This is a genomic window from Micromonospora sp. NPDC049151 (assembly GCF_040648395.1).
In the GTDB taxonomy this organism is placed as follows: Bacteria; Actinomycetota; Actinomycetes; order Mycobacteriales; family Micromonosporaceae; genus Micromonospora.
Genome location: NZ_JBEZDP010000033.1, coordinates 21,588 through 41,147, shown reverse-complemented (window position 1 = coordinate 41,147; position 19,560 = coordinate 21,588). Strand labels below are relative to the sequence as shown.

Below are 19,560 nucleotides of genomic sequence, written 5' to 3'. Positions count from 1 at the left end.
AATCCGCGACGACATCCACGAAGCCTTCCTCAGCCTCGCCTGCGCCCTCATCTGCTGGCGCCAACTCCAACGTTAGGAGTTCTAAGAAGGGGCCCCTTCTCTACCGGAGACGTTAAGAAGGGGCCCTTCCTTACACCTCAGCGGAGGCTGCGCAGGCGCGGCGGCACGTTTGCCGCCGCGGCCCGGTCGAGCAGCCAGAGGGTACGGGAGACGCCCCGCACCCCGGCGGCCGGCAGCTGCACCGGCCCCGCCCCGGCCAGCGCCATGCCGACCGCGCGGGCCTTGTCCGCCCCGGCGGCGATCAGCCACACCTCCTCGGCCGTGTTGATCGTCGGCAGGGTCAGCGTGGTCCGCACCGGCGGCGGCTTCGGGCTGCCCCGCACCGCGCTGACCGGCCGGTTGTCGTGGTGCACCGGGTGCTCGGGGAACACCGACGCCACGTGCCCGTCCTCGCCGACGCCGAGCATCAGCACGTCGAAGTGCGGCACGAGCGCGTTCCCGGGCCGGGCCGCCGTCGCGAGTTCCCGCGCGTACCCGGCCGCTGCCGCCTCCGGGTCGTCGCCGGCCGGGCCGTCCGACGCCGGCATCGGGTGCACCCGGGCCGGGTCCAGCGGCACCGAGTCCAGCAGCGCCGCCCGCGCCTGCGTCTCGTTGCGCTCCGGGTCGCCGGCCGGCAGGAACCGCTCGTCGCCCCACCACACGTCGACCCGGGACCAGTCGACCGCGTCCCGGGCGGGCAGCTGCCCGACCGCCCGGTACACCGCCGCGGCGATCCGCCCGCCGGTCAGCACCACCGACGCCTGGCCACGCTCGGCCTGCGCGTCGAGCAGCTTCACCACCAACCGGGCCGCCACCGCCTGCGCGAGCAGGTCGGGGCCGGCGTGTACGGCGACACTCGCCTCAGTCATCCGTCGTGCCCTCGTGTTCCGACCGCCCACCGGCGGTCTCCTGTGCCTTCGACCGCCCGGTCCGGGCGGTCACTCGTTAGCTGTCGCGCCCGCGTGCGCGGTCACGCCGGCCTCGGCCCGCCGGGCGGTCGCCGGATCCTTCCACACGTGCACCCGCTGGGCCGGACGCTGGTCGAGCCCGGTGATCCCGGCCGCGGCGCCGAGCGCCTCCGCGTACACCTGGTCGGCGTCCAGACGGCGCAGCTCCTCGGCCAGTTCGTCGCCGAGCGGCCGGCGGACCAGCGGCAGCGTGCGGTCCTCCTGGCCGGTACGCCGGAACACCGCGATGCTGTCGTCCCGGGTCAGCGTCAGCTCGTCGCCGTTGGCGCAGCGCAACTGCACCTGGCGCATCCGCGGGAACTCCTCGGTGGCGGTCATGACCGGGTCGATGCCGAGCCGGGCCTTGAGCCAGCCGCGCATCAGCGCCGCCGTCGGGTCCGACGGGGGCGCCACCACGCTCGCCTCGGTGACCCGGGCCTGGGTGGTGTCGAACGCGCCCGCCACGAGCGTGCGCCACGGGGTGATCCGGGTCCACGCCAGGTCGGTGTCGCCGGGAGCGTAGTCGTGCGCCCGCTGCCGCAGCGCGGCGATCGGGTCGGCCGCCTGCGCCGCGTCGGTGATCCGCCGGTCCGCGACAACGCCGAGGAAGTCGGTGGAGATCTCCGCCGGCGGTTCGCCGTGCCACCACGTCACCACCGGTACGTCCGGCACCAGCAGTGGCATCACCACCGACTCGGCGTGCAGCGCGAGCCGCCCGTACATCCGGGTCACCACCGCCTCGCACGGCCCGAGCCGGCCACCCACGACGATCTCCGCGTCCAGCCGGTTGCGGTCCCGCTCCACGTCGGAGCGCACCACCACGAGCAGGCGGCACGGATGCGCCGCCGCGGCGATGGTGGCCGCCGCCTCGGCCTCGCGTACCCGCTTCTCGTCCACCACCACGATCAGCGTGAGCGCCATGCCGCTGGCCACCCCGCCCGCGCTGCGCCGTTCCGCGGCCAGCGCCTTGACCACCTCGTTGCCGGTGGTGTCCCACAGCCCGATCATGCTCTTCTCCAAGCCCGGCCCTCGCGGGCCAGCATCTCGTCGGCGGCGCGCGGCCCCCACTCGCCGGCCCGGTACGGCTCGGGTGTGGTGCCCGCCCAGGCGTGCTCCAGCGGGTCGACGACCTGCCAGCTCTGCTCCACCTCGGCGGCGTCCGGGAACAGCGTCCGGTCGCCGATCAGCACGTCCAGCACCAGCCGCTCGTACGCCTCGGGGCTGGACTCGGTGAACGCCTCGCCGTACTGGAAGTCCATCGCGATGTCGCGGACCTCCATCGTGGTGCCCGGCACCTTGGAGCCGAACTTCAGCACCACGCCCTCGTCCGGCTGCACCCGGATGACCAGCTGGTTGGGGCCGAGGGACTCCATGTCGGCGGCGTTGAACGGCAGGTGCGGCGCCTTCTTGAACATGATGGCCACCTCGGTGACCCGCCGGGGCAGCCGCTTGCCGGCCCGGATGTAGAACGGCACCCCGGCCCAGCGGCGGTTCTGGATGCCCAGCTTCACCGCCACGTACGTCTCGGTGGTGGAACCCTCCGGGACGCCCTCCTCCTCCAGGTAGCCCTTGGCGCGCTCGCCACCCACCCAGCCGGGCAGGTACTGGCCGCGCACGGTGTCCTCGGCGACGTCCCGCGGCACGGTGATCGCCTTCAGCACCTTGAGCTTCTCGGCCCGGATCTCGTCGGCGTCGAAGCTCGTCGGCTCCTCCATGGCGACCAGGGCGAGCAGCTGGAGCAGGTGGTTCTGGAGCACGTCTCGGGCGGTGCCGACGGAGTCGTAGAAGGCCGCGCGGGTGCCGATGCCGACGTCCTCGGCCATGGTGATCTGCACCGAGTCGACGTACTTGGAGTTCCACAGCGGCTCGAACAGGTTGTTCGCGAAGCGCAGCGCCAGGATGTTCTGGACCGTCTCCTTGCCCAGGTAGTGGTCGATCCGGAACACGTCCTGGCTGGTGAAGACGTCGTCGACGAGGTCGTTGAGCGCCTTGGCCGAGGGCAGGTCGTTGCCGAACGGCTTCTCCACCACCACCCGTCGCCAGCCGCCGGACTTGGCGTTGTCCGCCATGCCGGTGCGGGCGAGCTGCTTGAGCACCACCGGGAAGGCCGCCGGGGGGATGGAGAAGTAGAAGGCGGCGTTACCGGGGATGCCGTGCGAGTCGCGCAGCTCGTCGAGCGTGGCGGCGAGCTGGTCGAACGCCGCGTCGTCGTCGAACGAGCCGCCGACGAACTTGATGTTGCCGGCCAGCCGGGCCCACACCTCCTCCCGCCACGGGGTACGGGCGTGCTTCTTGGCCGCCTCGTGCGCCACCGACTCGAAGTCGCCGTCGCCCCAGTCCCGGCGGGCGAAGCCCAGGACCACGAAGCCGGGCGGCAGGAGCCCCCGGTTGGCCAGGTCGTAGACCGCCGGCAGCAGTTTCTTGCGGGCCAGGTCGCCGGTCACCCCGAAGATCACCAGGGCACACGGCTCGGGGATCCGGGGCAGCCGCCGGTCCTGCGGATCGCGCAGCGGGTTCACCGGGCCACCTCCTCCTGCGTCTCGGTCCGCTGATTCCAGGTCATTGATCGTCACGTGCGTGTCCGTCCGGCCGTGTGAAGGAGCGGGCGGCACCCGCCGCCCGCTCGGTCAGGTGCAGCACCTGGCGCTCCCGGCCGGCCAGGGCCCGCCGGTCGCCGGCGGCCCGGGCCGCCTGGAGCTGCGCGAAGGTGTACGGACGGCCGGGCCCGCCCAGATCATCGGTGACCGCACCGGTGATCTGGAGGCGCCGGCCGTGCGGGTCGGTGTGTGCCGGCCGGCGCGGTCCGCGGCCGGCGGTGACCGGCCGTCCGGCGGCCGGGGTCACGGCGTCACCTCGGGCTCGCTCACCGGCAACCACCTCACCCGTTCCACGGTACGGCGCGACGCGTCCCGGGGCCCGGCCCCGGGACGCGTCGTACGCCGTCGGTCACGCGTTGCCGCCGGCCTGCTGGGCCGCCTGCGCGTTCTTCCCGGCGGCCCGGTGCGGGCTGCCCGAGCCCTTGGCCGCCTCGGCGAGGGACTTCTTGACCCCCTCCAGCAGCTCTACCCAGCTCGCCTCGAACTTCTCCACGCCCTCGCGCTCCAGCGTGGCGATGACGTCGGACAGGTCCACGCCCACCGCCAGCAGGTCGTCGAAGACCCGGCGGGCGTCGTCGTACGCGACGGTGACGGTGTCCGCCTTCGTCTCGCCGTGCTCGGCGTACGCGTGGACGACCGGCTCCGGCATGGTGTTGACGGTGCCGGGCGCGATCAGCTCCTCGACGTAGATGACGTCCCGGTAGTCCGGGTTCTTCGTCGAGGTGGAGGCCCACAGCGGGCGCTGCGGGTGGGCGCCCGCGTCGGCCAGCTTCTGCCAGCGCGCCGAGGAGAACACCTCGCTGTAGCGCTCGTACGCCAGCCGGGCGTTGGCGACCGCGGCCTTGCCGCGCAGCGCCTTGGCCTGGTCCGAGCCGATCTTCTCCAGCCGCTTGTCCACCTCGGTGTCGACCCGGGAGACGAAGAACGAGGCGACCGAGCCGATCTTCGACAGGTCGTGCCCGTTGGCCTTCGCCTGCTCCAGGCCGGCCATGAAGGCCTCCATCACCTGCGAGTAGCGGTCCAGGCCGAAGATCAGCGTGACGTTGACGCTGATCCCCTCGGCGAGCGTCGCGGTGATCGCCGGCAGGCCCTCCTCGGTGGCCGGGATCTTGATGAACAGGTTCGGCCGGTCGACAAGCCACCACAGCGCCTTGGCCTCGGCGACGGTCTTCGCCGCGTCGTGCGCCGAGCGCGGGTCCACCTCGATCGACACCCGCCCGTCCACGCCGCCGCTGGCCTCGTACGACGGGCGCATCACGTCGCACGCCCACCGCACGTCGTACGTGGTGAGCATGCGGACCGCCTCCTCGACGTCCACGCCGCGTACGGCGAGGTCGCGAAGCTGCCAGTCGTACTCGTCGGCGTCGCTCAGCGCCTTGGCGAAGATCGTCGGGTTGGTGGTCACCCCGGCCACGTGGGACTCCCGGCGCAGCTTGTCCAGCCCGCCGGAGGTCAGCCGTACCCGGGAGAGATCGTCGAGCCAGATCGCCACCCCGGCGCCCTGGAGCTCCTTCAGCCTGTCGGTCATGACGCCCACGCTCCCCTCAGTTGCCGGTCGTGAAACCGGTGATGTCGCCCACCCGGGTCAGCGCCGCGTGCGCGGCGGCCACGATCCGGTCGGGGGTGAACCCGAACTGCTCGAAGAGCACGGTGTGCGGCGCGCTGGCGCCGTAGTGCTCGATGCTCACGCTCTCGCCGCTGTCGCCGACGATCGCCCGCCACGACATCGCGATGCCCGCCTCCACGCTCACCCGTGCCTTTACCCCGCGCGGCAGCACCGACTCCCGGTACGCCTCGTCCTGGGCGAAGAACCACTCCTGGCAGGGCATGGAGACGACCCGGGTGGGGGTGCCGTCGGCCTCCAGCCGCTCCCGCGCGGTGAGGCAGAGCTGCACCTCGGAGCCGGTGCCGACGATGATCACCTGCGGCTTGCCGTTCGACGCCTCGGCCAGCACGTACCCGCCCTTGGCCACGCCCTCGGCGCCGGCCAGCTCGGTGCGGTCGAGCGTCGGCAGCGCCTGCCGGCTGAGCGCCAGCGCGGTCGGCCGGTCGGTGTGCTCCAGCGCCTGCCGCCAGGCCCAGACCGTCTCGTTGGCGTCGGCCGGGCGGACCACGTCCAGGCCGGGAATGGCCCGCAGCGCGGTCAGGTGCTCGATCGGCTGGTGCGTCGGGCCGTCCTCGCCGAGGCCGATCGAGTCGTGCGTCCAGACGTAGGTCACCGGCAGCTTCATCAGCGCGGCCAGCCGTACCGCCGGGCGCATGTAGTCGCTGAACACCAGGAACGTGCCGCCGTAGGGGCGGGTGCCGCCGTGCAGGGCGATGCCGTTGAGGATCGATCCCATGGCGTGCTCACGGATGCCGAAGTGCAGCGTGCGGCCGTACTCGTCGCCGGGGAAGTCCTTGGTGGCGTGCGCCGCCGGGACGAACGACGGCTCGCCCTTCATGGTGGTGTTGTTGCTCTCGGCCAGGTCGGCCGAGCCGCCCCACAGCTCCGGCAGCACCGGCGCCAGGGCCTCCAGGACCTTGCCGGAGGCGGCCCGGGTGGCGACGCCCTTGGCGTCCGCCGGGAAGGTGGGCAGCGCGTCGGTCCAGCCGGTCGGCAGCGTACGGGTGGCCATCCGCTCCCACAGCGCCTTGCGCTCCGGGTTGGCCTGCGCCCAGGCGTCGAACCGGGTGGTCCACTCGGCCTGCGCCTGCGCGCCGCGCTCCAGCACCTGACGGGCGTGCTTGAGCACCTCCTCGTCGACCTCGAAGGTGCGCTGCGGGTCGAAGCCGAGGATCTCCTTGGTGGCCTTGACCTCGTCCGCGCCGAGCGCCGAGCCGTGGATCTTGCCGGTGTTCTGCTTGTTCGGCGCGGGCCAGCCGATGATGGTGCGCAGCGCGATGAAGGACGGCCGGTCGGTCTCCGCCTTGGCGGCCAGCAGCGCCTGGTAAAGCGCCTCCACGTCCTCGTGGTAGTCGCCCTGGTCGGCGTCGCCGCTGCGCCAGTCGACGGTCTGCACGTGCCAGCCGTACGCCTCGTAGCGCGCCGCCACGTCCTCGCTCTTGGCGATGCGGGTGTCGTCCTCGATCGAGATCTCGTTGTCGTCGTAGATAACGCAGAGGTTGCCGAGCTGCTGGTGGCCGGCGAGCGCGCTGGCCTCGTGGGTGATGCCCTCCTCGATGTCACCGTCGGAGGCGATGCACCAGATGTCGTGCCGGAACGGCGAGTCGGCGCGGTCCGGCTCCGGGTCGAACAGGCCGCGCTCGCGGCGGGCCGCCATGGCCATGCCGACCGCGTTGCCGAGGCCCTGGCCGAGCGGGCCGGTGGTGGTCTCCACACCCGGGGTGTGGCCGTGCTCCGGGTGGCCCGGGGTGAGCGAGCCCCACTGGCGCAGCGCCTTGAGGTCGTCCAGCGACAGCGGGTAGCCGGACAGGAAGAGCTGGATGTAGAGCGTCAGGCTGGAGTGGCCGGCGGAGAGCACGAACCGGTCGCGTCCGGCCCAGTTCGGGTCGGCGGGGTTGTGCCGCATGACCCGGTTGAAGAGCAGGTACGCCGCGGGGGCGAGGCTCATCGCCGTCCCCGGGTGGCCGTTGCCGGATTTCTCCACGGCGTCCATGGCCAGCACGCGGACCGTGTCGACGGCCCTGCGGTCGAGGTCGGACCAGTTGAGAGCGGGAAGCTCGGGTCGGTTGGCAGCCACGATGGTTGTGCTCCTCGGCAGATGGGCGGAACCCTCACTGATGACCCTATCGAGCGGTGCTAAACGTCCGCCCGGGGATCTCAGCATGCTGTTCTGTACGGATCGCGGACGTTCGGTCGTTCAACCCCAGGTGTGACGGCTCGCACCGATGCCGGGTCCACGGGGCAGCGAAAACGACGCCGCGTAGTGTGTGGGGCGGTGTGTGGACCTCGAAGGGTCCGGGCCGAACGACCTCCCCCGCCGATGCCGGAAGGTGGCAATCCGTGAGCACGATCACCGAGCGCCCCGTCAGCAATCCTGCCGGGCAGCCGCCGGTGGGCACGGTGGCGGAGGCGCCGGCGAGCGGCCGGCGGGACGTACGCGCCGTGGTGGCGGCGTACGTGACGCTGACCAAGCCGCGGATCGTCGAGCTGCTGCTGGTCACCACCGTGCCGGCGATGATGCTGGCCCACGGCGGGATGCCGTCGCTGTGGCTGGTCGCCGTGGTGCTTGTCGGCGGGTCGCTCGCGGCCGGCGCGGCGAGCGTCATCAACTGCTACATCGACCGCGACATCGACCAGCTCATGCGGCGCACCAAGCGCCGCCCGCTGCCCGCGCACACCGTGTCGCCGCGCAGCGCGCTGATCTTCGGCCTGGTGCTGGCCGCCGTGTCGGTGGCGTTGATGGCGGTGGCGACGAACTGGCTGGCGACGGTGCTGACGGTGGCCGCGATCGCCTACTACGACCTGGTCTACACGCTGTGGCTGAAGCGCACGACGGCGGCCAACACGTTCTGGGGCGGCATCTGCGGCGCCGCGCCGGTGCTGATCGGCTGGGCCGCTGTCACCGGCTCGCTGGCGCCGGCCGCGTGGGGCCTGTTCGCCGTGGTCTTCTTCTGGCAGATGCCGCACTTCTACGCGCTGGCCATCAAGTACAAGGCCGACTACGCCCGCGCCGGGGTGCCGATGCTGCCGGTGGTGGCCTCGGTGCGGCGGGTCAACGCCGAGATCATCGGCTTCTCCTGGCTCACGGTGCTCTCCTCGCTGGCGGTCTGGCCGCTGGGGATGAGCCCGATCTACGGGGTGACGGCGCTCGTGGTCGGCGGGATCTTCCTGGTCGAGGCGCACAAGCTGTGCCGGCGCGCGACGCGCGGCGAGGCGGTCAAGCCGATGCGGCTGTTCCACTGGTCGACCACGTACCTGACCATCCTGTTCGCCGCCGTCGCGCTCGACGCGCTCCTCTGACCCGCCCGTCCGGCGGTTCATCAGAAATTTTTTTCGGGCATCCTCGGACGGGTGCAACCTGGACAGATTGTGACGATCCCGCCTGCCTGTTTTGCCCGCCTAAAAGCGACATGTACGGGCAAATTACCTGTGGTTCTTCTTAAACCGATGGGTAATTGGCATCACATTCAGTTCATGGTTCTCGCACATCCGGGTGGAACTCTGCTTAGGCTTCGCGTCATGGCAGATGGTTCCGATACGACGCTGACGGCTGACAAGACCGCCGAGCAGGCCCCCAACGGCCTGGTCGCGGGCATCAAGTCGTTCGCCGCCGGGCACGGCGGCGCGAAGGCGGTCATCGAGTACGTCGGCAAGCGCGGCGCACGGATCGTCCTCGTGGGTTCCGACGGGGCATGGGCAGACCAGTTCGCCGACGGCACCGACGTCGCGCGGCAGGCCTGCGCCAAGGCCGGGGTCGACGTGGAGAACGCCTGGGAGCGTGAACTGATGGACCAGATGCGTCCGAGCAACGACCTGTGGCGGTCGATGGCCCGGCGCACGATGGCCCGTTGACATACACCGAATGACCAACCACCACCAGTCGACCCGGGGGAGACCCCGGGTCGCTTTCGTCACCTGCGCCGAGCTGCCCGACCTCGACCCGGACGACCGGCTCGCGCTCGGCCCGCTCGCCGCCCGCGGCGTCACCACCGAGATCGCGGTCTGGGACGACCCGGCAGTCGACTGGTCCGGGTACGACCTCGTCGTGCTCCGCTCCCCGTGGGACTACGCGCGGCGGCGGGACGAGTTCGTGGCCTGGGCGCGTACCGTGCCGGCCCTGGTCAACCCGGCCGACGTGGTCGCCTGGAACACCGACAAGCGCTACCTGTCCGAGCTGTCCGCCGCCGGAGCGCCCACCGTCCCGACGGAATGGGTCGAGCCGGGCCGGGTGTGGGCGCCACCGGCCGGGGGCGAGTACGTGATCAAGCCGGCGGTCAGCGCGGGCAGCCAGGACACCGGCCGTTACGACCTGACCGACGCGCAGCACCGCGAGCTGGCGGTGGCCCACGTACGGCGGCTCTCCGACGCCGGTCGGGTCGCCATGGTCCAGCCGTACCTCGGCGCGGTGGACACCGCCGGGGAGACCGCGTTGCTGTTCCTGGCCGGCCCCGGCGGCCTGGCGTTCAGCCACGCGATCCGCAAGGGCCCGATGCTGACCGGGCCGGACCTCGGCGAGGCCGCGCTCTACAAGGAGGAGCGGATCGACGCCCGCGCCGCCACGGCGGAGCAGCGCGCGGTGGCCGAGAAGGTGCTCGCGGTGGTGCCCGGCGGCCCGGAGCGGCTGCTCTACGCCCGCGTCGACCTGATCCCCGGTCCCGGCGGCGAGCCCGTGCTGGTCGAGCTGGAGCTGACCGAGCCGAGCCTGTTCGTCGGGTACGCCGACGGCGCCCCGGACCGCCTCGCCGACGCGGTGCTCACCCACCTGGCCCGCCGCTGAGGCCGCCGGCCGGCTGACCGCGACGCTCAGTCGCGGTCGCTGTGGTTACGGGCCCAGCGGCCGCCGATCGGCGGCGTGTCCAGCCGCAGCGCGGCCTCGGTGCCGGCCAGGTCGTTGTCCTCGAACGCGCAGGAGACGCAACTGCCCGCCTCGGTGACCCAGATGCCGTACGCCTGGGTGTCGGCGTCCCGGTGCCAGATCCGGTTGCCGCGCACGGTGGCCGAGTCGAACGGCGCGGCGATCGTGATGCCGCCGCACGCCGGCGGAGCATCAGGCAGCTCGTACGCCGTGCCGGGCCCCGGCGTGGCCGCGCTCCAGCCGGTGGAGCCGTCCGGGCGTACCTCGGCCAGGGAGAGCCGGTCGGCGCTGTTGTCGGACACCACGGCGTCGCGGGAGCCGACCCGGACCACCTTTCCCCGGTGACCGCCGGGCGGCCAGTGCGCGTTGCCGTCGGTGACCTCGCGCGGGCCGTAGCGCACCGCGCCGCCGGAGCCGGAGCAGGCCGGCGCGGACCGGCGGCCGTTGTCCCGGATCCGGTTGCCGACGATCGACGTGTCCAGCATCGGCCTGTCGATCCGGATGCCGTCCAGCGCGTTCTCGCGGATGTCGTTGTCCTGGATCACCACGTCGGCCGCCGCGCCCCGGTAGCCGTGGCCCAGGTCGTGCTCGTGGTAGCCGAAGCCGCCGTTGCGGCTGATCCGGTTGCCCTGCACCGCGTACGGGCCGGGGGTGTTGCCCATGCTGATGCCGTCACCGACGTTGGAGTCGATCACGCAGCCGGTGAGCAGGCCACCGCGCCCGGCCACCCCGGCGGTGCCGTTGCCGGACACGTCGAAGCCGGCCTCCAGGTTGTTGGTCATGGTGCAGCCGGAGACGATCAGCCCGTCCGCCCCCCAGTCGGAGATGCCGAACCGGTTGGCCTGGCTGTGGCAGCCGATGATCCGGATGCCACGCGGCGGGGTCCAGTAGTCCTTCTGGAGTTCCAGGAAGATGCCGTTGGTGCCGTTGCCGATGGTGGTGCAGTTGGTGATGGTGAGGCGTTCCACGTCGCCCCAGCCGCCGATGCCGACGCCGATCCCGGCGCCGCCCATCTGGTCCTCGTTGTCCAGCCGGCCGCAGCCCACCGCGACCACCCCGTCGATCAGGCTGTCCTGGAGGAAGTCGCAGCCCAGCCCGGTCGCGCCGGTGTGGTGGATGTAGAGGTTGCGGAACACACCACGTACCACGTACTGCAGGCCCAGTCCCTTCGCCAGATAGTCGTAGGACGCCTGGGCCACGCCGGAGCCGTCGATCTCGAAGTCGGCGAACGTGCAGTCGGCGATGTGCCGGTCCCGGTCCGCGCCGTGCTGCACGGTGGTCCAGAACGCGAGCGGGACCGGCGCGCTGCGGTTGCCCTCGTTGCTGAGCAGGAAGCGGGTCGCCGCCGGTCCGGCGCCGAGCAGCGAGACCCCGCTGCGCCAGACGGTGCCGGCGTTGCGGATCGAGTACAGGCCCGGCGGGCAGTAGATCACCCGCGCGCGGCCGTCGGCGTCGTAGCCGGTGCCGAGGCGGTCCACCAGCGCCGCCAGGGCGGGCTGGTCGTTCGTGACCCCGTCGCCGGTGAGGCCGTACTCGCGGGCGTCGCACCACAGCGGCGTCCCGGCGACCGGGGTCAGCCGCTGCGGGGTGGTGGTGGCGAGGCTCTTGCGCGACACGGGGAGCTCCCCTCGGGCGGGCGGTCGGTGGCCCGGACCGCTTTCCCGCTCCCGCCGCTCGGTAACGCCCGCACTCAGGCGGCGGCGCCCACCCGTTCGGTGACCGCCTCGGCCGGGGCCTCGGCGTCCGGGGTGGCCGGCAGCCGCTCGCGGGTCGACCAGAGCACGCCCAGCGTGGCCAGCAGCACCAGGCAGGAGCCGAGCATGTGCGCGCCGACCAGCACGGCGGGCAGGTGGGTGAAGTACTGGACGAAGCCGATCACGCCCTGGCCCAACTCGACCGCGATCAGCACCGCGGCGGCCCGCGCCGCCCGCGCCGCGCCGACCGCCCGGAACGCGAAGTACAGCGCCACCGACAGGCCGATCAGCAGGAAGACGCTGTCGGCGTGCACCTGGGAGATCGCCGCCGGGTCCAGGCCGTTGCGAGCCGCGCCGTGGTCTCCGGCGTGCGGTCCGCTGCCTGTCACCCACGTGCCGACCACCAGCACCGAGGCGCTGACCACGGTGGTGATCCAGGCGAGGGTACGCAGCGGCGCCGGCACGGTCGGTGCCACCGGCCCGTCCGGCTCCTTGATCCGCCGCCAGAGCGCGTACGCGGCGGCGATCACCGCCATCGAGGCGAGGAAGTGCAGCCCGACCACCCACGGGTTGAGGTTGGTGAGCACCGTGATGCCGCCGATGACCGCCTGGGCCGGGATGCCGAACAGCACGCCCAGCGCGAGCGGGAGCAGCCCGCGGCGGCGGGGGCGGTGGGCCAGCACGGCCAGCACCACGGCGAGCGCGATGATGCCCACCGCGAACGTGAGCAGCCGGTTGCCGAACTCGATCACCCCGTACACGCCCATCTCGGGCGTGGTGACGTACGAGTCCTCGGTGCACCGTGGCCAGGTGGGGCAGCCGAGGCCGGACGCGGTGAGCCGGACGGCCCCGCCGGTGACCACGATCGCGACGTTCGCGATGATCGAGGCGAGCGCGAGGCGGCGCAACAGCGTGGCGGAGACCGGAAACCGGACGGATCGCTTCACGTAGCGAATCCTACGCACCGTAGTTGATCCCGATCGGGTGACTCCGGCACCCCGGTGGTCGGAATCACCGGACCCCGGGTTTGCGGGCCCTCGGCGAATTACGTAACGTTGCCGTTGTGAAAAACGCGGCGGCGCTCTCCCGAACGCCGGTGACCGGTCCGGTCGCCGGTGGTTCGCGCGCACGTCGCGGCGTACGGCCCGGCGAGCGGGAGACCGTTCCGGCCGACCTGTCGACCCGCGACCGGGTCACCCAGTTGCTGCTGGAGCGTGGTCCCACCACCGCCGCGCAGCTCGGCACGGCGCTCGGTCTGAGCCCGGCCGCGATCCGCCGCCACCTCGACGCGATGCTCGCCGACGGTGACGTGGTCGCCCGCGACCAGACCGTCCGCGGCAGTCGCGGGCGCGGTCGCCCGGCCAAGGTCTTCGCGCTCACCGAGGCGGGCCGCGGTCGCTGCGGCACCCACCACTACGACAACATGGCCACCGCCGCGCTGCGGTGGATCGCCCGCACCGGCGGCACCGAGGCGGTCGCGGCGTTCGCGGCCGAGCAGGTCTCCGCGCTGGAGACCCGCTGCCGGGCGGCCATGGAGGACGCCGGAGACGCCCCGCTCGCGCGGGCGGAGGCACTCGCCGGCGCGCTGACCGCCGAGGGTTACGCTGCCAACGCGTCCACGATCGCCTCCGGCGGCCAGCTCTGCCAGCACCACTGCCCGGTGGCGCACGTGGCCGCCGAGTTCCCTCAGCTGTGCGAGGCCGAGACCGAAGTGATCTCCCGTCTGGTCGGCACTCACGTACAGCGCCTGGCCACCATCGCGCACGGCGACGGCGTGTGCACCACGCACATTCCCGCCCAGTCCGGTTCCACCGTCACCACTGTGAGGACAGATAGATGACCGAGCAGATCGTTCAGCCCCTGACCCAGGAGGAGCAGCTCGCCGCCCTCGGTCGTTACGAGTACGGCTGGGCCGACCCCGACGTCGCCGGGGCGTCCGCCCAGCGTGGCCTCAGCGAGGCGGTGGTGCGCGACATCTCGGCCAAGAAGAACGAGCCGGCCTGGATGCTCGACCTGCGGCTCAAGGGCCTGCGGCTGTTCGGCCGCAAGCCGATGCCGAACTGGGGCGCCGACCTCACCGGGATCGACTTCGACAACATCAAGTACTTCGTCCGGTCCACCGAGAAGCAGGCCACCTCCTGGGAGGAACTGCCCGAGGACATCAAGAACACCTACGACAAGCTGGGCATCCCGGAGGCGGAGAAGCAGCGCCTGGTCGCCGGTGTCGCGGCGCAGTACGAGTCCGAGGTGGTCTACCACCAGATCCGTGAGGACCTGGAGGAGCAGGGTGTCGTCTTCCTCGACACCGACACCGCCCTCAAGGAGCACGAGGACCTGTTCAAGGAGTACTTCGGCACGGTCATCCCGGTCGGCGACAACAAGTTCGCCGCGCTGAACACCTCCGTCTGGTCCGGTGGCTCGTTCATCTACGTGCCGAAGGGCGTGCACGTGGACATCCCGCTGCAGGCCTACTTCCGGATCAACACGGAGAACATGGGCCAGTTCGAGCGGACGCTGATCATCGTCGACGAGGGCGCGTACGTGCACTACGTCGAGGGCTGCACCGCGCCCATCTACTCCTCCGACTCGCTGCACAGCGCCGTCGTGGAGATCATCGTCAAGAAGAACGCCCGGTGCCGGTACACGACCATCCAGAACTGGTCGAACAACGTCTACAACCTGGTCACCAAGCGCGCCGTGTGCCACGAGGGCGCGACCATGGAGTGGGTCGACGGCAACATCGGCTCCAAGGTCACCATGAAGTACCCGGCGGTCTACATGACCGGCGAGCACGCCAAGGGCGAGGTGCTCTCGGTCGCGATGGCCGGCGAGGGCCAGCACCAGGACGCCGGCGCCAAGATGGTGCACGCCGCGCCGCACACCTCCTCGACCATCGTGTCGAAGTCGATCGCCCGGGGCGGCGGCCGCACCTCGTACCGCGGTCTGGTGCAGGTGCTGGAGGGCTCGACCAGCAGCAAGAGCACCGTCAAGTGCGACGCGCTCCTGGTCGACACGATCTCCCGCTCCGACACCTACCCGTACGTCGACATCCGCGAGGACGACGTGTCGATGGGGCACGAGGCGACCGTCTCCAAGGTCAGCGAGGACCAGCTCTTCTACCTGATGAGCCGGGGTCTGAGCGAGGACGAGGCGATGGCGATGATCGTGCGCGGCTTCATCGAGCCGATCGCCAAGGAGCTCCCGATGGAGTACGCGCTGGAGCTCAACCGCCTGATCGAGCTGCAGATGGAAGGCGCGGTCGGCTGACGCCGGCTGCCCGCCCTCCGCCTTACCTGACACCTCGTCGTAGAACAGACCAAGGAAGAGATGACTACCCAGGCTTCCGCGCCGCCCACGACCAAGTCGCAGGCGCTCCGCTCGTACGACGTCGCCGACTTCCCGGCCCTCACCGGCCTGGAGGAGGAGTGGCGCTTCACCCCGCTCAAGCGCCTGCGCGGCCTGGCCACGTCGGCGCAGGGCGCGACCGGCGCGGTCCGGCACGAGTACGGCGACCTGCCCGAGGGCGTCACCGTCGACCGGATCGGCCGGGACGACCCCCGGGTGGGCAGCGTTCTCACCCCGTTCGACCGGGTCAGCGCGCTCGCGTACGGCGGGGCCGACGGCGCGCTGCTGGTGCGGGTCGCCCGCGACGCGGTGGTGGAGCAGCCGGTGCGACTGCGGGTGGTCGGCGAGAACGCCGAGGCGCTCGCGTTCGGGCACACGTTCGTCGAGGTGGACCGGTTCGCCGAGGCCACAGTGGTGATCGAGCACGTCGGCTCGGCCACGCTCGCCGACAACGTCGAGGTGTCGGTGGGTGACGGGGCGAAGCTGACCCTGGTCACCGTCGCCGACTGGGCCGACGACGCGGTGCAGGCGCAGCACCTCAAGGTGCGGCTGGGCCGCGACGCCCGGATCGTGCACGTGCAGGTCAGCCTCGGCGGCGACCTGGTCCGGCAGTACACGTCTGTGGAGTACACCCAGCGCGGCGGCGAGGCCGAGCTGTACGGCGTCTACTTCGCCGACTCCGGCCAGCACCTGGAGCACCGGCAGCTGGTCGACCACACCGTGCCGGACTGCCGCAGCAACGTCGGCTACCGGGGCGCGCTGCAGGGCGACGACGCGCACACGGTCTGGGTCGGCGACGTGCTGATCCGCGCCGAGGCGACAGGCACCGACACGTACGAGATCAACCGGAACCTGCTGCTCACCGACGGCGCGCGGGCCGACTCCGTACCCAACCTGGAGATCGAGACCGGCGAGATCGCCGGCGCCGGGCACGCCAGCGCGACCGGCCGGTTCGACGACGAGCAGCTGTTCTACCTGATGGCCCGGGGCATCCCGGAGGCCGAGGCGCGGCGCCTGGTGGTGCGCGGCTTCTTCGCCGAGCTGATCAACAAGATCCCGGTCGAGGAGCTGCGCGAGCGCCTGGGCGACGCGATCGAGGCCCGGCTGGCGAAGGCCGGCGCCTGATGCTCAAGATCTGCTCCACCGAGGACGTGCCGAAGGGCACCGCGATCAGCGCCGACGTGGACGGCGTGCAGGTCGCGATCGTTCACGGCGAGGACGACGTGTTCTACGCCGTGCACGACGAGTGCTCGCACGCCGCCGTGGCGCTGTCCGAGGGCGAGGTCGAGGGCTGCACGCTGGAATGCTGGCTGCACGGATCCCGTTTCGACCTGCGTACCGGTGAGCCCACCGGCCTGCCCGCGACCGAACCCGTACCCGTCTATTCCGTCGAAGTCCGTGACGGCGACATCTACCTTTCCGTGGACGGCGACGGCCGTCCGCTGCCGAGCAATGGAGTGACCCGCTGATGAGCACCCTGGAGATCCGCGACCTGAAGGTGTCGGTCAAGCTGCCCGAGGGTGAGCTCAAGCCGATCCTGCACGGGGTCGACCTGACCGTGCGCTCCGGCGAGACCCACGCGATCATGGGCCCGAACGGCTCCGGCAAGTCGACGCTCGCGTACTCGATCGCCGGTCACCCGAAGTACGAGATCACCGGCGGCGAGGTGACCCTCGACGGCGAGGACGTGCTGTCCATGTCCGTCGACGAGCGGGCCCGCGCCGGCCTCTTCCTGGCCATGCAGTACCCGGTCGAGGTCCCCGGCGTGTCGGTGGCCAACTTCCTGCGTACCGCCAAGACCGCGATCGACGGCGAGGCGCCGAAGCTGCGCACCTGGGCCGGCGAGCTGCGCGGCGCCATGGAGAAGCTCCAGATGGACCCGGCGTTCGCCCAGCGCAACGTCAACGAGGGCTTCTCCGGCGGCGAGAAGAAGCGGCACGAGATCGTGCAGCTGGAGCTGATCAAGCCGAAGATCGCGATCCTCGACGAGACCGACTCCGGCCTGGACGTGGACGCGCTGCGCGTGGTCAGCGAGGGCGTGAACCGGGTGCGCGACACCGGTGACACCGGCCTGCTGCTGATCACCCACTACACCCGCATCCTGCGGTACATCAAGCCCGACTTCGTGCACGTCTTCGTGGCCGGCCGGATCGTCGAGCAGGGCGGCCGGGAACTGGCCGACAAGCTCGAGGAAGAGGGCTACGAGCGGTACGTCGCCGGAGCCGGCGCGGCGCGGGCCTGAGACACCGACATGACCTCGATGGCCATCCCGGCGGGCATGCCGCAGTACGACGACGTGCCGCGCTTCGACGTGGCGAAGGTGCGGGCCGACTTCCCGATCCTCGACCGGGAGGTCAACGGCCACCCGCTGGTCTACCTGGACAGCGCCAACACCTCGCACAAGCCGCGGCAGGTGCTCGACGTGCTCGCCGAGCACTACGCGCTGCACAACGCCAACGTGTCGCGCTCGGTGCACACGCTGGGCACCGAGGCCACCGAGGCGTACGAGGGCGCGCGGGCGAAGATCGCCGCGTTCATCAACGCGCCGAGTGTCGACGAGGTGGTGTTCACCAAGAACTCCACCGAGGCGATCAACCTCGTGGCGTACGCGTTCTCCAACGCCTCGCTGCGCGCGGACGCCGACCCGCGGTTCCGGCTGGGCCCCGGCGACGAGATCGTGATCTCCGAGATGGAGCACCACTCGAACATCGTCCCGTGGCAGTTGCTGGCCGAGCGTACCGGCGCGACGCTGCGCTGGTTCCCGGTCACCGACCAGGGCCGGCTCGACGAGTCCGACCTGGACGACCTGGTCACCGAGCGGACGAAGATCGTGTCGCTGGTGCACATGTCGAACATCCTCGGCACCGTCAACGCCACCGCGCGGATCACCGCGCGGGTCCGTGAGGTCGGCGCGCTGCTGCTGCTCGACTGCTCGCAGTCGGTGCCGCACATGCCGATGGACGTGGTCCAGTACGACGCGGACTTCATCGTCTTCACCGGGCACAAGATGTGCGGTCCGACCGGCGTCGGCGTGCTCTGGGGCCGGGGCGAGCTGCTCGCCGCGATGCCCCCGGTGATGGGCGGCGGCTCGATGATCGAGACGGTGACGATGGCCGGCTCGACGTTCGCCGCGCCGCCGGCCCGGTTCGAGGCGGGCACGCCGCCGATCGCCGAGGCGGTGGCGCTCGGCGCGGCGGTGGACTACCTCACCGCGATCGGCATGCCGGCCATCCAGTGGCACGAGAAGGAGCTGACGGCGTACGCGCTCGACGCCCTCGCCACGGTGCCGGGCCTGCGGATCTTCGGTCCGACCGTGCCGGTCGGCCGGGGCGGGACGATCTCGTTCGCGCTCGGTGACGTGCACCCGCACGACGTCGGGCAGGTGCTCGACTCGCTCGGCGTGCAGGTGCGGGTGGGACACCACTGCGCCAAGCCGGTGTGCACCCGGTTCGGGGTGCCGGCCACGACGCGGGCGTCGTTCTACCTCTACACCACCACCGCGGAGATCGACGCCCTGGTGGCGGGTCTGGAGCGGGTGCGGAAGGTGTTCGAGTGATGCAGCTCGAGTCTCTGTACCAGGAGATCATCCTGGACCACTACAAGCACCCACAGGGCCGCGGCCTGCGGGAGGCCACGGACCCGGCCGCCCGGGTCGGCGAGGCGCACCACGTCAACCCGACCTGCGGCGACGAGATCACCGTACGGGTGGCGACCGACGGCAGCGTGTTCACCGACATCTCGTACGACGGGATGGGCTGCTCGATCAGCCAGGCTTCGGCGAGCATCCTGCACGAGTTGCTGCGCGGCAAGGCGGCGGGCGACGCCGCCGTGGTGCACGGGGCGTTCGTGGAGTTGATGTCCGGGCGGGGCCAGGTCACGCCGGACGAGGACGTGCTCGGTGACGGGGTGGCGTTCGCGGGTGTCGCGCGCTACCCGGCCCGGGTCAAGTGCGCGCTGTTGTCGTGGATGGCGTTCAAGGACGCCGCGGCACGCGCCGGGGTGGGCGTGAGCCCGGAGGTGAAGGCATGAGCGACGAGAACATGACTCCCGAGGCCGGCGCGGTGGCCACCGACGGCGCGGCCGTCAACGGGGCTGTTGCCGGCGGCGCGGCCGCGGGCGCGGCGGCGCCGGCCGGCGGCAAGGCCGCGATCGGCGACATCGAGGAGGCGATGAAGGACGTCGTCGACCCCGAGCTGGGCATCAACGTGGTCGACCTCGGTCTGGTGTACGGCGTCCACGTCGACGACGACAACGTCGCCACCCTGGACATGACGCTCACGTCGGCCGCCTGCCCGCTGACCGACGTGATCGAGGACCAGGCGCGGCAGGCGCTGACCACCGGTCCCGGTGGCGGCCTGGTGAACGACATCCGGATCAACTGGGTCTGGCTGCCGCCGTGGGGCCCCGACAAGATCACCGACGAGGGGCGCGACCAGCTCCGCTCGCTCGGCTTCAACGTCTGACCGTTCCCGCTCAC

At 71.6% G+C, this 19,560-nt stretch carries 18 protein-coding genes and 1 pseudogene; 11 read left to right on the top strand and 8 right to left on the bottom strand.

Annotation, left to right across the window (positions count from 1 at the left end):
- Positions 1–137 precede the first annotated feature (137 nt).
- The 6 genes and pseudogenes from pgl to tkt form a co-directional block, all read right to left on the bottom strand.
- Positions 138–908, bottom strand: a complete 771-nt coding sequence (pgl, locus tag AB0B20_RS27215; protein ID WP_357381026.1) for a 6-phosphogluconolactonase — start codon at positions 906–908, stop codon at positions 138–140.
- Between the two features lie 69 nt (positions 909–977).
- Positions 978–1,994 (bottom strand): glucose-6-phosphate dehydrogenase assembly protein OpcA, encoded by a 1,017-nt coding sequence (locus tag AB0B20_RS27210; protein ID WP_357474555.1) that lies wholly within the window; start codon positions 1,992–1,994, stop codon positions 978–980.
- On the bottom strand, positions 1,991–3,505 hold the full coding sequence (zwf, locus tag AB0B20_RS27205) for a glucose-6-phosphate dehydrogenase (protein ID WP_357381030.1): 1,515 nt from the start codon (positions 3,503–3,505) through the stop codon (positions 1,991–1,993). The genes AB0B20_RS27210 and zwf overlap by 4 nt, the downstream gene beginning before the upstream one ends.
- Before the next feature lie 40 nt (positions 3,506–3,545).
- A pseudogene (locus AB0B20_RS27200) lies at positions 3,546–3,749 on the bottom strand (hypothetical protein); the annotation flags it as partial.
- 183 nt (positions 3,750–3,932) lie between these two features.
- The gene (gene tal / locus AB0B20_RS27195) at positions 3,933–5,111 is read right to left on the bottom strand and encodes a transaldolase (protein ID WP_357381032.1); all 1,179 of its coding nucleotides are present in this window, start codon (positions 5,109–5,111) and stop codon (positions 3,933–3,935) included.
- Positions 5,112–5,127: 16 nt separating this feature from the next.
- Positions 5,128–7,266: a transketolase gene (gene tkt / locus AB0B20_RS27190; protein WP_357381034.1), complete on the bottom strand. Its 2,139-nt coding sequence runs from the start codon at positions 7,264–7,266 to the stop codon at positions 5,128–5,130.
- Between the two features lie 263 nt (positions 7,267–7,529).
- On the opposite strand from tkt, the gene AB0B20_RS27185 reads away from it, so the two are divergent.
- From AB0B20_RS27185 to AB0B20_RS27175, 3 genes are all read left to right on the top strand, one after another.
- Positions 7,530–8,489, top strand: coding sequence for a heme o synthase (locus AB0B20_RS27185; protein WP_357381036.1), 960 nt, complete (start codon positions 7,530–7,532; stop codon positions 8,487–8,489).
- A 219-nt stretch (positions 8,490–8,708) separates the two neighbouring features.
- The gene (locus AB0B20_RS27180) at positions 8,709–9,041 is read left to right on the top strand and encodes a hypothetical protein (protein WP_349876021.1); all 333 of its coding nucleotides are present in this window, start codon (positions 8,709–8,711) and stop codon (positions 9,039–9,041) included.
- Between the two features lie 10 nt (positions 9,042–9,051).
- A complete protein-coding gene (locus AB0B20_RS27175) occupies positions 9,052–9,966 on the top strand; it encodes a hypothetical protein (protein WP_357381039.1) in 915 nt (304 codons plus the stop codon).
- A 26-nt stretch (positions 9,967–9,992) separates the two neighbouring features.
- On the opposite strand, the gene AB0B20_RS27170 is transcribed toward AB0B20_RS27175, so the two are convergent.
- Together AB0B20_RS27170 and AB0B20_RS27165 are read right to left on the bottom strand one after the other, a co-directional pair.
- Positions 9,993–11,660 (bottom strand): right-handed parallel beta-helix repeat-containing protein, encoded by a 1,668-nt coding sequence (locus AB0B20_RS27170; RefSeq protein ID WP_357474551.1) that lies wholly within the window; start codon positions 11,658–11,660, stop codon positions 9,993–9,995.
- Positions 11,661–11,734: 74 nt separating this feature from the next.
- A complete protein-coding gene (locus AB0B20_RS27165; RefSeq protein ID WP_357381043.1) occupies positions 11,735–12,703 on the bottom strand; it encodes a COX15/CtaA family protein in 969 nt (322 codons plus the stop codon).
- 98 nt (positions 12,704–12,801) lie between these two features.
- Here AB0B20_RS27165 and AB0B20_RS27160 point away from each other — a divergent pair, with 98 nt between their 5' ends.
- Genes AB0B20_RS27160 through AB0B20_RS27125 form a run of 8 tightly spaced genes read left to right on the top strand, consistent with a single transcriptional unit; the run spans position 12,802 to position 19,546 of the window.
- Positions 12,802–13,578 (top strand): metalloregulator ArsR/SmtB family transcription factor, encoded by a 777-nt coding sequence (locus tag AB0B20_RS27160; RefSeq protein WP_357381045.1) that lies wholly within the window; start codon positions 12,802–12,804, stop codon positions 13,576–13,578.
- Entirely contained in the window at positions 13,575–15,005 is a 1,431-nt protein-coding gene (sufB, locus tag AB0B20_RS27155) for a Fe-S cluster assembly protein SufB (RefSeq protein WP_073831403.1), read from the top strand. The genes AB0B20_RS27160 and sufB overlap by 4 nt, the downstream gene beginning before the upstream one ends.
- Before the next feature lie 60 nt (positions 15,006–15,065).
- Positions 15,066–16,208: a Fe-S cluster assembly protein SufD gene (sufD, locus tag AB0B20_RS27150; protein ID WP_073831402.1), complete on the top strand. Its 1,143-nt coding sequence runs from the start codon at positions 15,066–15,068 to the stop codon at positions 16,206–16,208.
- A complete protein-coding gene (locus tag AB0B20_RS27145; protein WP_064445305.1) occupies positions 16,208–16,552 on the top strand; it encodes a non-heme iron oxygenase ferredoxin subunit in 345 nt (114 codons plus the stop codon). The genes sufD and AB0B20_RS27145 overlap by 1 nt, the downstream gene beginning before the upstream one ends.
- Positions 16,552–17,325 (top strand): Fe-S cluster assembly ATPase SufC, encoded by a 774-nt coding sequence (gene sufC, locus AB0B20_RS27140; protein WP_073831401.1) that lies wholly within the window; start codon positions 16,552–16,554, stop codon positions 17,323–17,325. Before AB0B20_RS27145 ends, sufC begins: the two co-directional genes overlap by 1 nt.
- 9 nt (positions 17,326–17,334) lie before the next feature.
- The gene (locus AB0B20_RS27135) at positions 17,335–18,639 is read left to right on the top strand and encodes a cysteine desulfurase (protein WP_357474545.1); all 1,305 of its coding nucleotides are present in this window, start codon (positions 17,335–17,337) and stop codon (positions 18,637–18,639) included.
- The gene (gene sufU, locus AB0B20_RS27130; RefSeq protein WP_357474541.1) at positions 18,639–19,112 is read left to right on the top strand and encodes a Fe-S cluster assembly sulfur transfer protein SufU; all 474 of its coding nucleotides are present in this window, start codon (positions 18,639–18,641) and stop codon (positions 19,110–19,112) included. The genes AB0B20_RS27135 and sufU overlap by 1 nt, the downstream gene beginning before the upstream one ends.
- Entirely contained in the window at positions 19,109–19,546 is a 438-nt protein-coding gene (locus AB0B20_RS27125) for a metal-sulfur cluster assembly factor (RefSeq protein ID WP_104113561.1), read from the top strand. The genes sufU and AB0B20_RS27125 overlap by 4 nt, the downstream gene beginning before the upstream one ends.
- Positions 19,547–19,560: the final 14 nt, after the last annotated feature.

Coding starts and splice junctions, on each gene's coding strand:
- AB0B20_RS27175 (WP_357381039.1), top strand. CDS start 9,052: ATGACCAACCACCACCAGTCGACCCGGGGGAGACCCCGGGTCGCTTTC.
- sufB (WP_073831403.1), top strand. CDS start 13,575: ATGACCGAGCAGATCGTTCAGCCCCTGACCCAGGAGGAGCAGCTCGCC.
- AB0B20_RS27135 (WP_357474545.1), top strand. CDS start 17,335: ATGACCTCGATGGCCATCCCGGCGGGCATGCCGCAGTACGACGACGTG.
- AB0B20_RS27125 (WP_104113561.1), top strand. CDS start 19,109: ATGAGCGACGAGAACATGACTCCCGAGGCCGGCGCGGTGGCCACCGAC.
- sufC (WP_073831401.1), top strand. CDS start 16,552: ATGAGCACCCTGGAGATCCGCGACCTGAAGGTGTCGGTCAAGCTGCCC.
- pgl (WP_357381026.1), bottom strand. CDS start 908: ATGACTGAGGCGAGTGTCGCCGTACACGCCGGCCCCGACCTGCTCGCG.
- tal (WP_357381032.1), bottom strand. CDS start 5,111: ATGACCGACAGGCTGAAGGAGCTCCAGGGCGCCGGGGTGGCGATCTGG.
- sufU (WP_357474541.1), top strand. CDS start 18,639: ATGCAGCTCGAGTCTCTGTACCAGGAGATCATCCTGGACCACTACAAG.
- AB0B20_RS27210 (WP_357474555.1), bottom strand. CDS start 1,994: ATGATCGGGCTGTGGGACACCACCGGCAACGAGGTGGTCAAGGCGCTG.
- AB0B20_RS27145 (WP_064445305.1), top strand. CDS start 16,208: ATGCTCAAGATCTGCTCCACCGAGGACGTGCCGAAGGGCACCGCGATC.
- AB0B20_RS27180 (WP_349876021.1), top strand. CDS start 8,709: ATGGCAGATGGTTCCGATACGACGCTGACGGCTGACAAGACCGCCGAG.
- sufD (WP_073831402.1), top strand. CDS start 15,066: ATGACTACCCAGGCTTCCGCGCCGCCCACGACCAAGTCGCAGGCGCTC.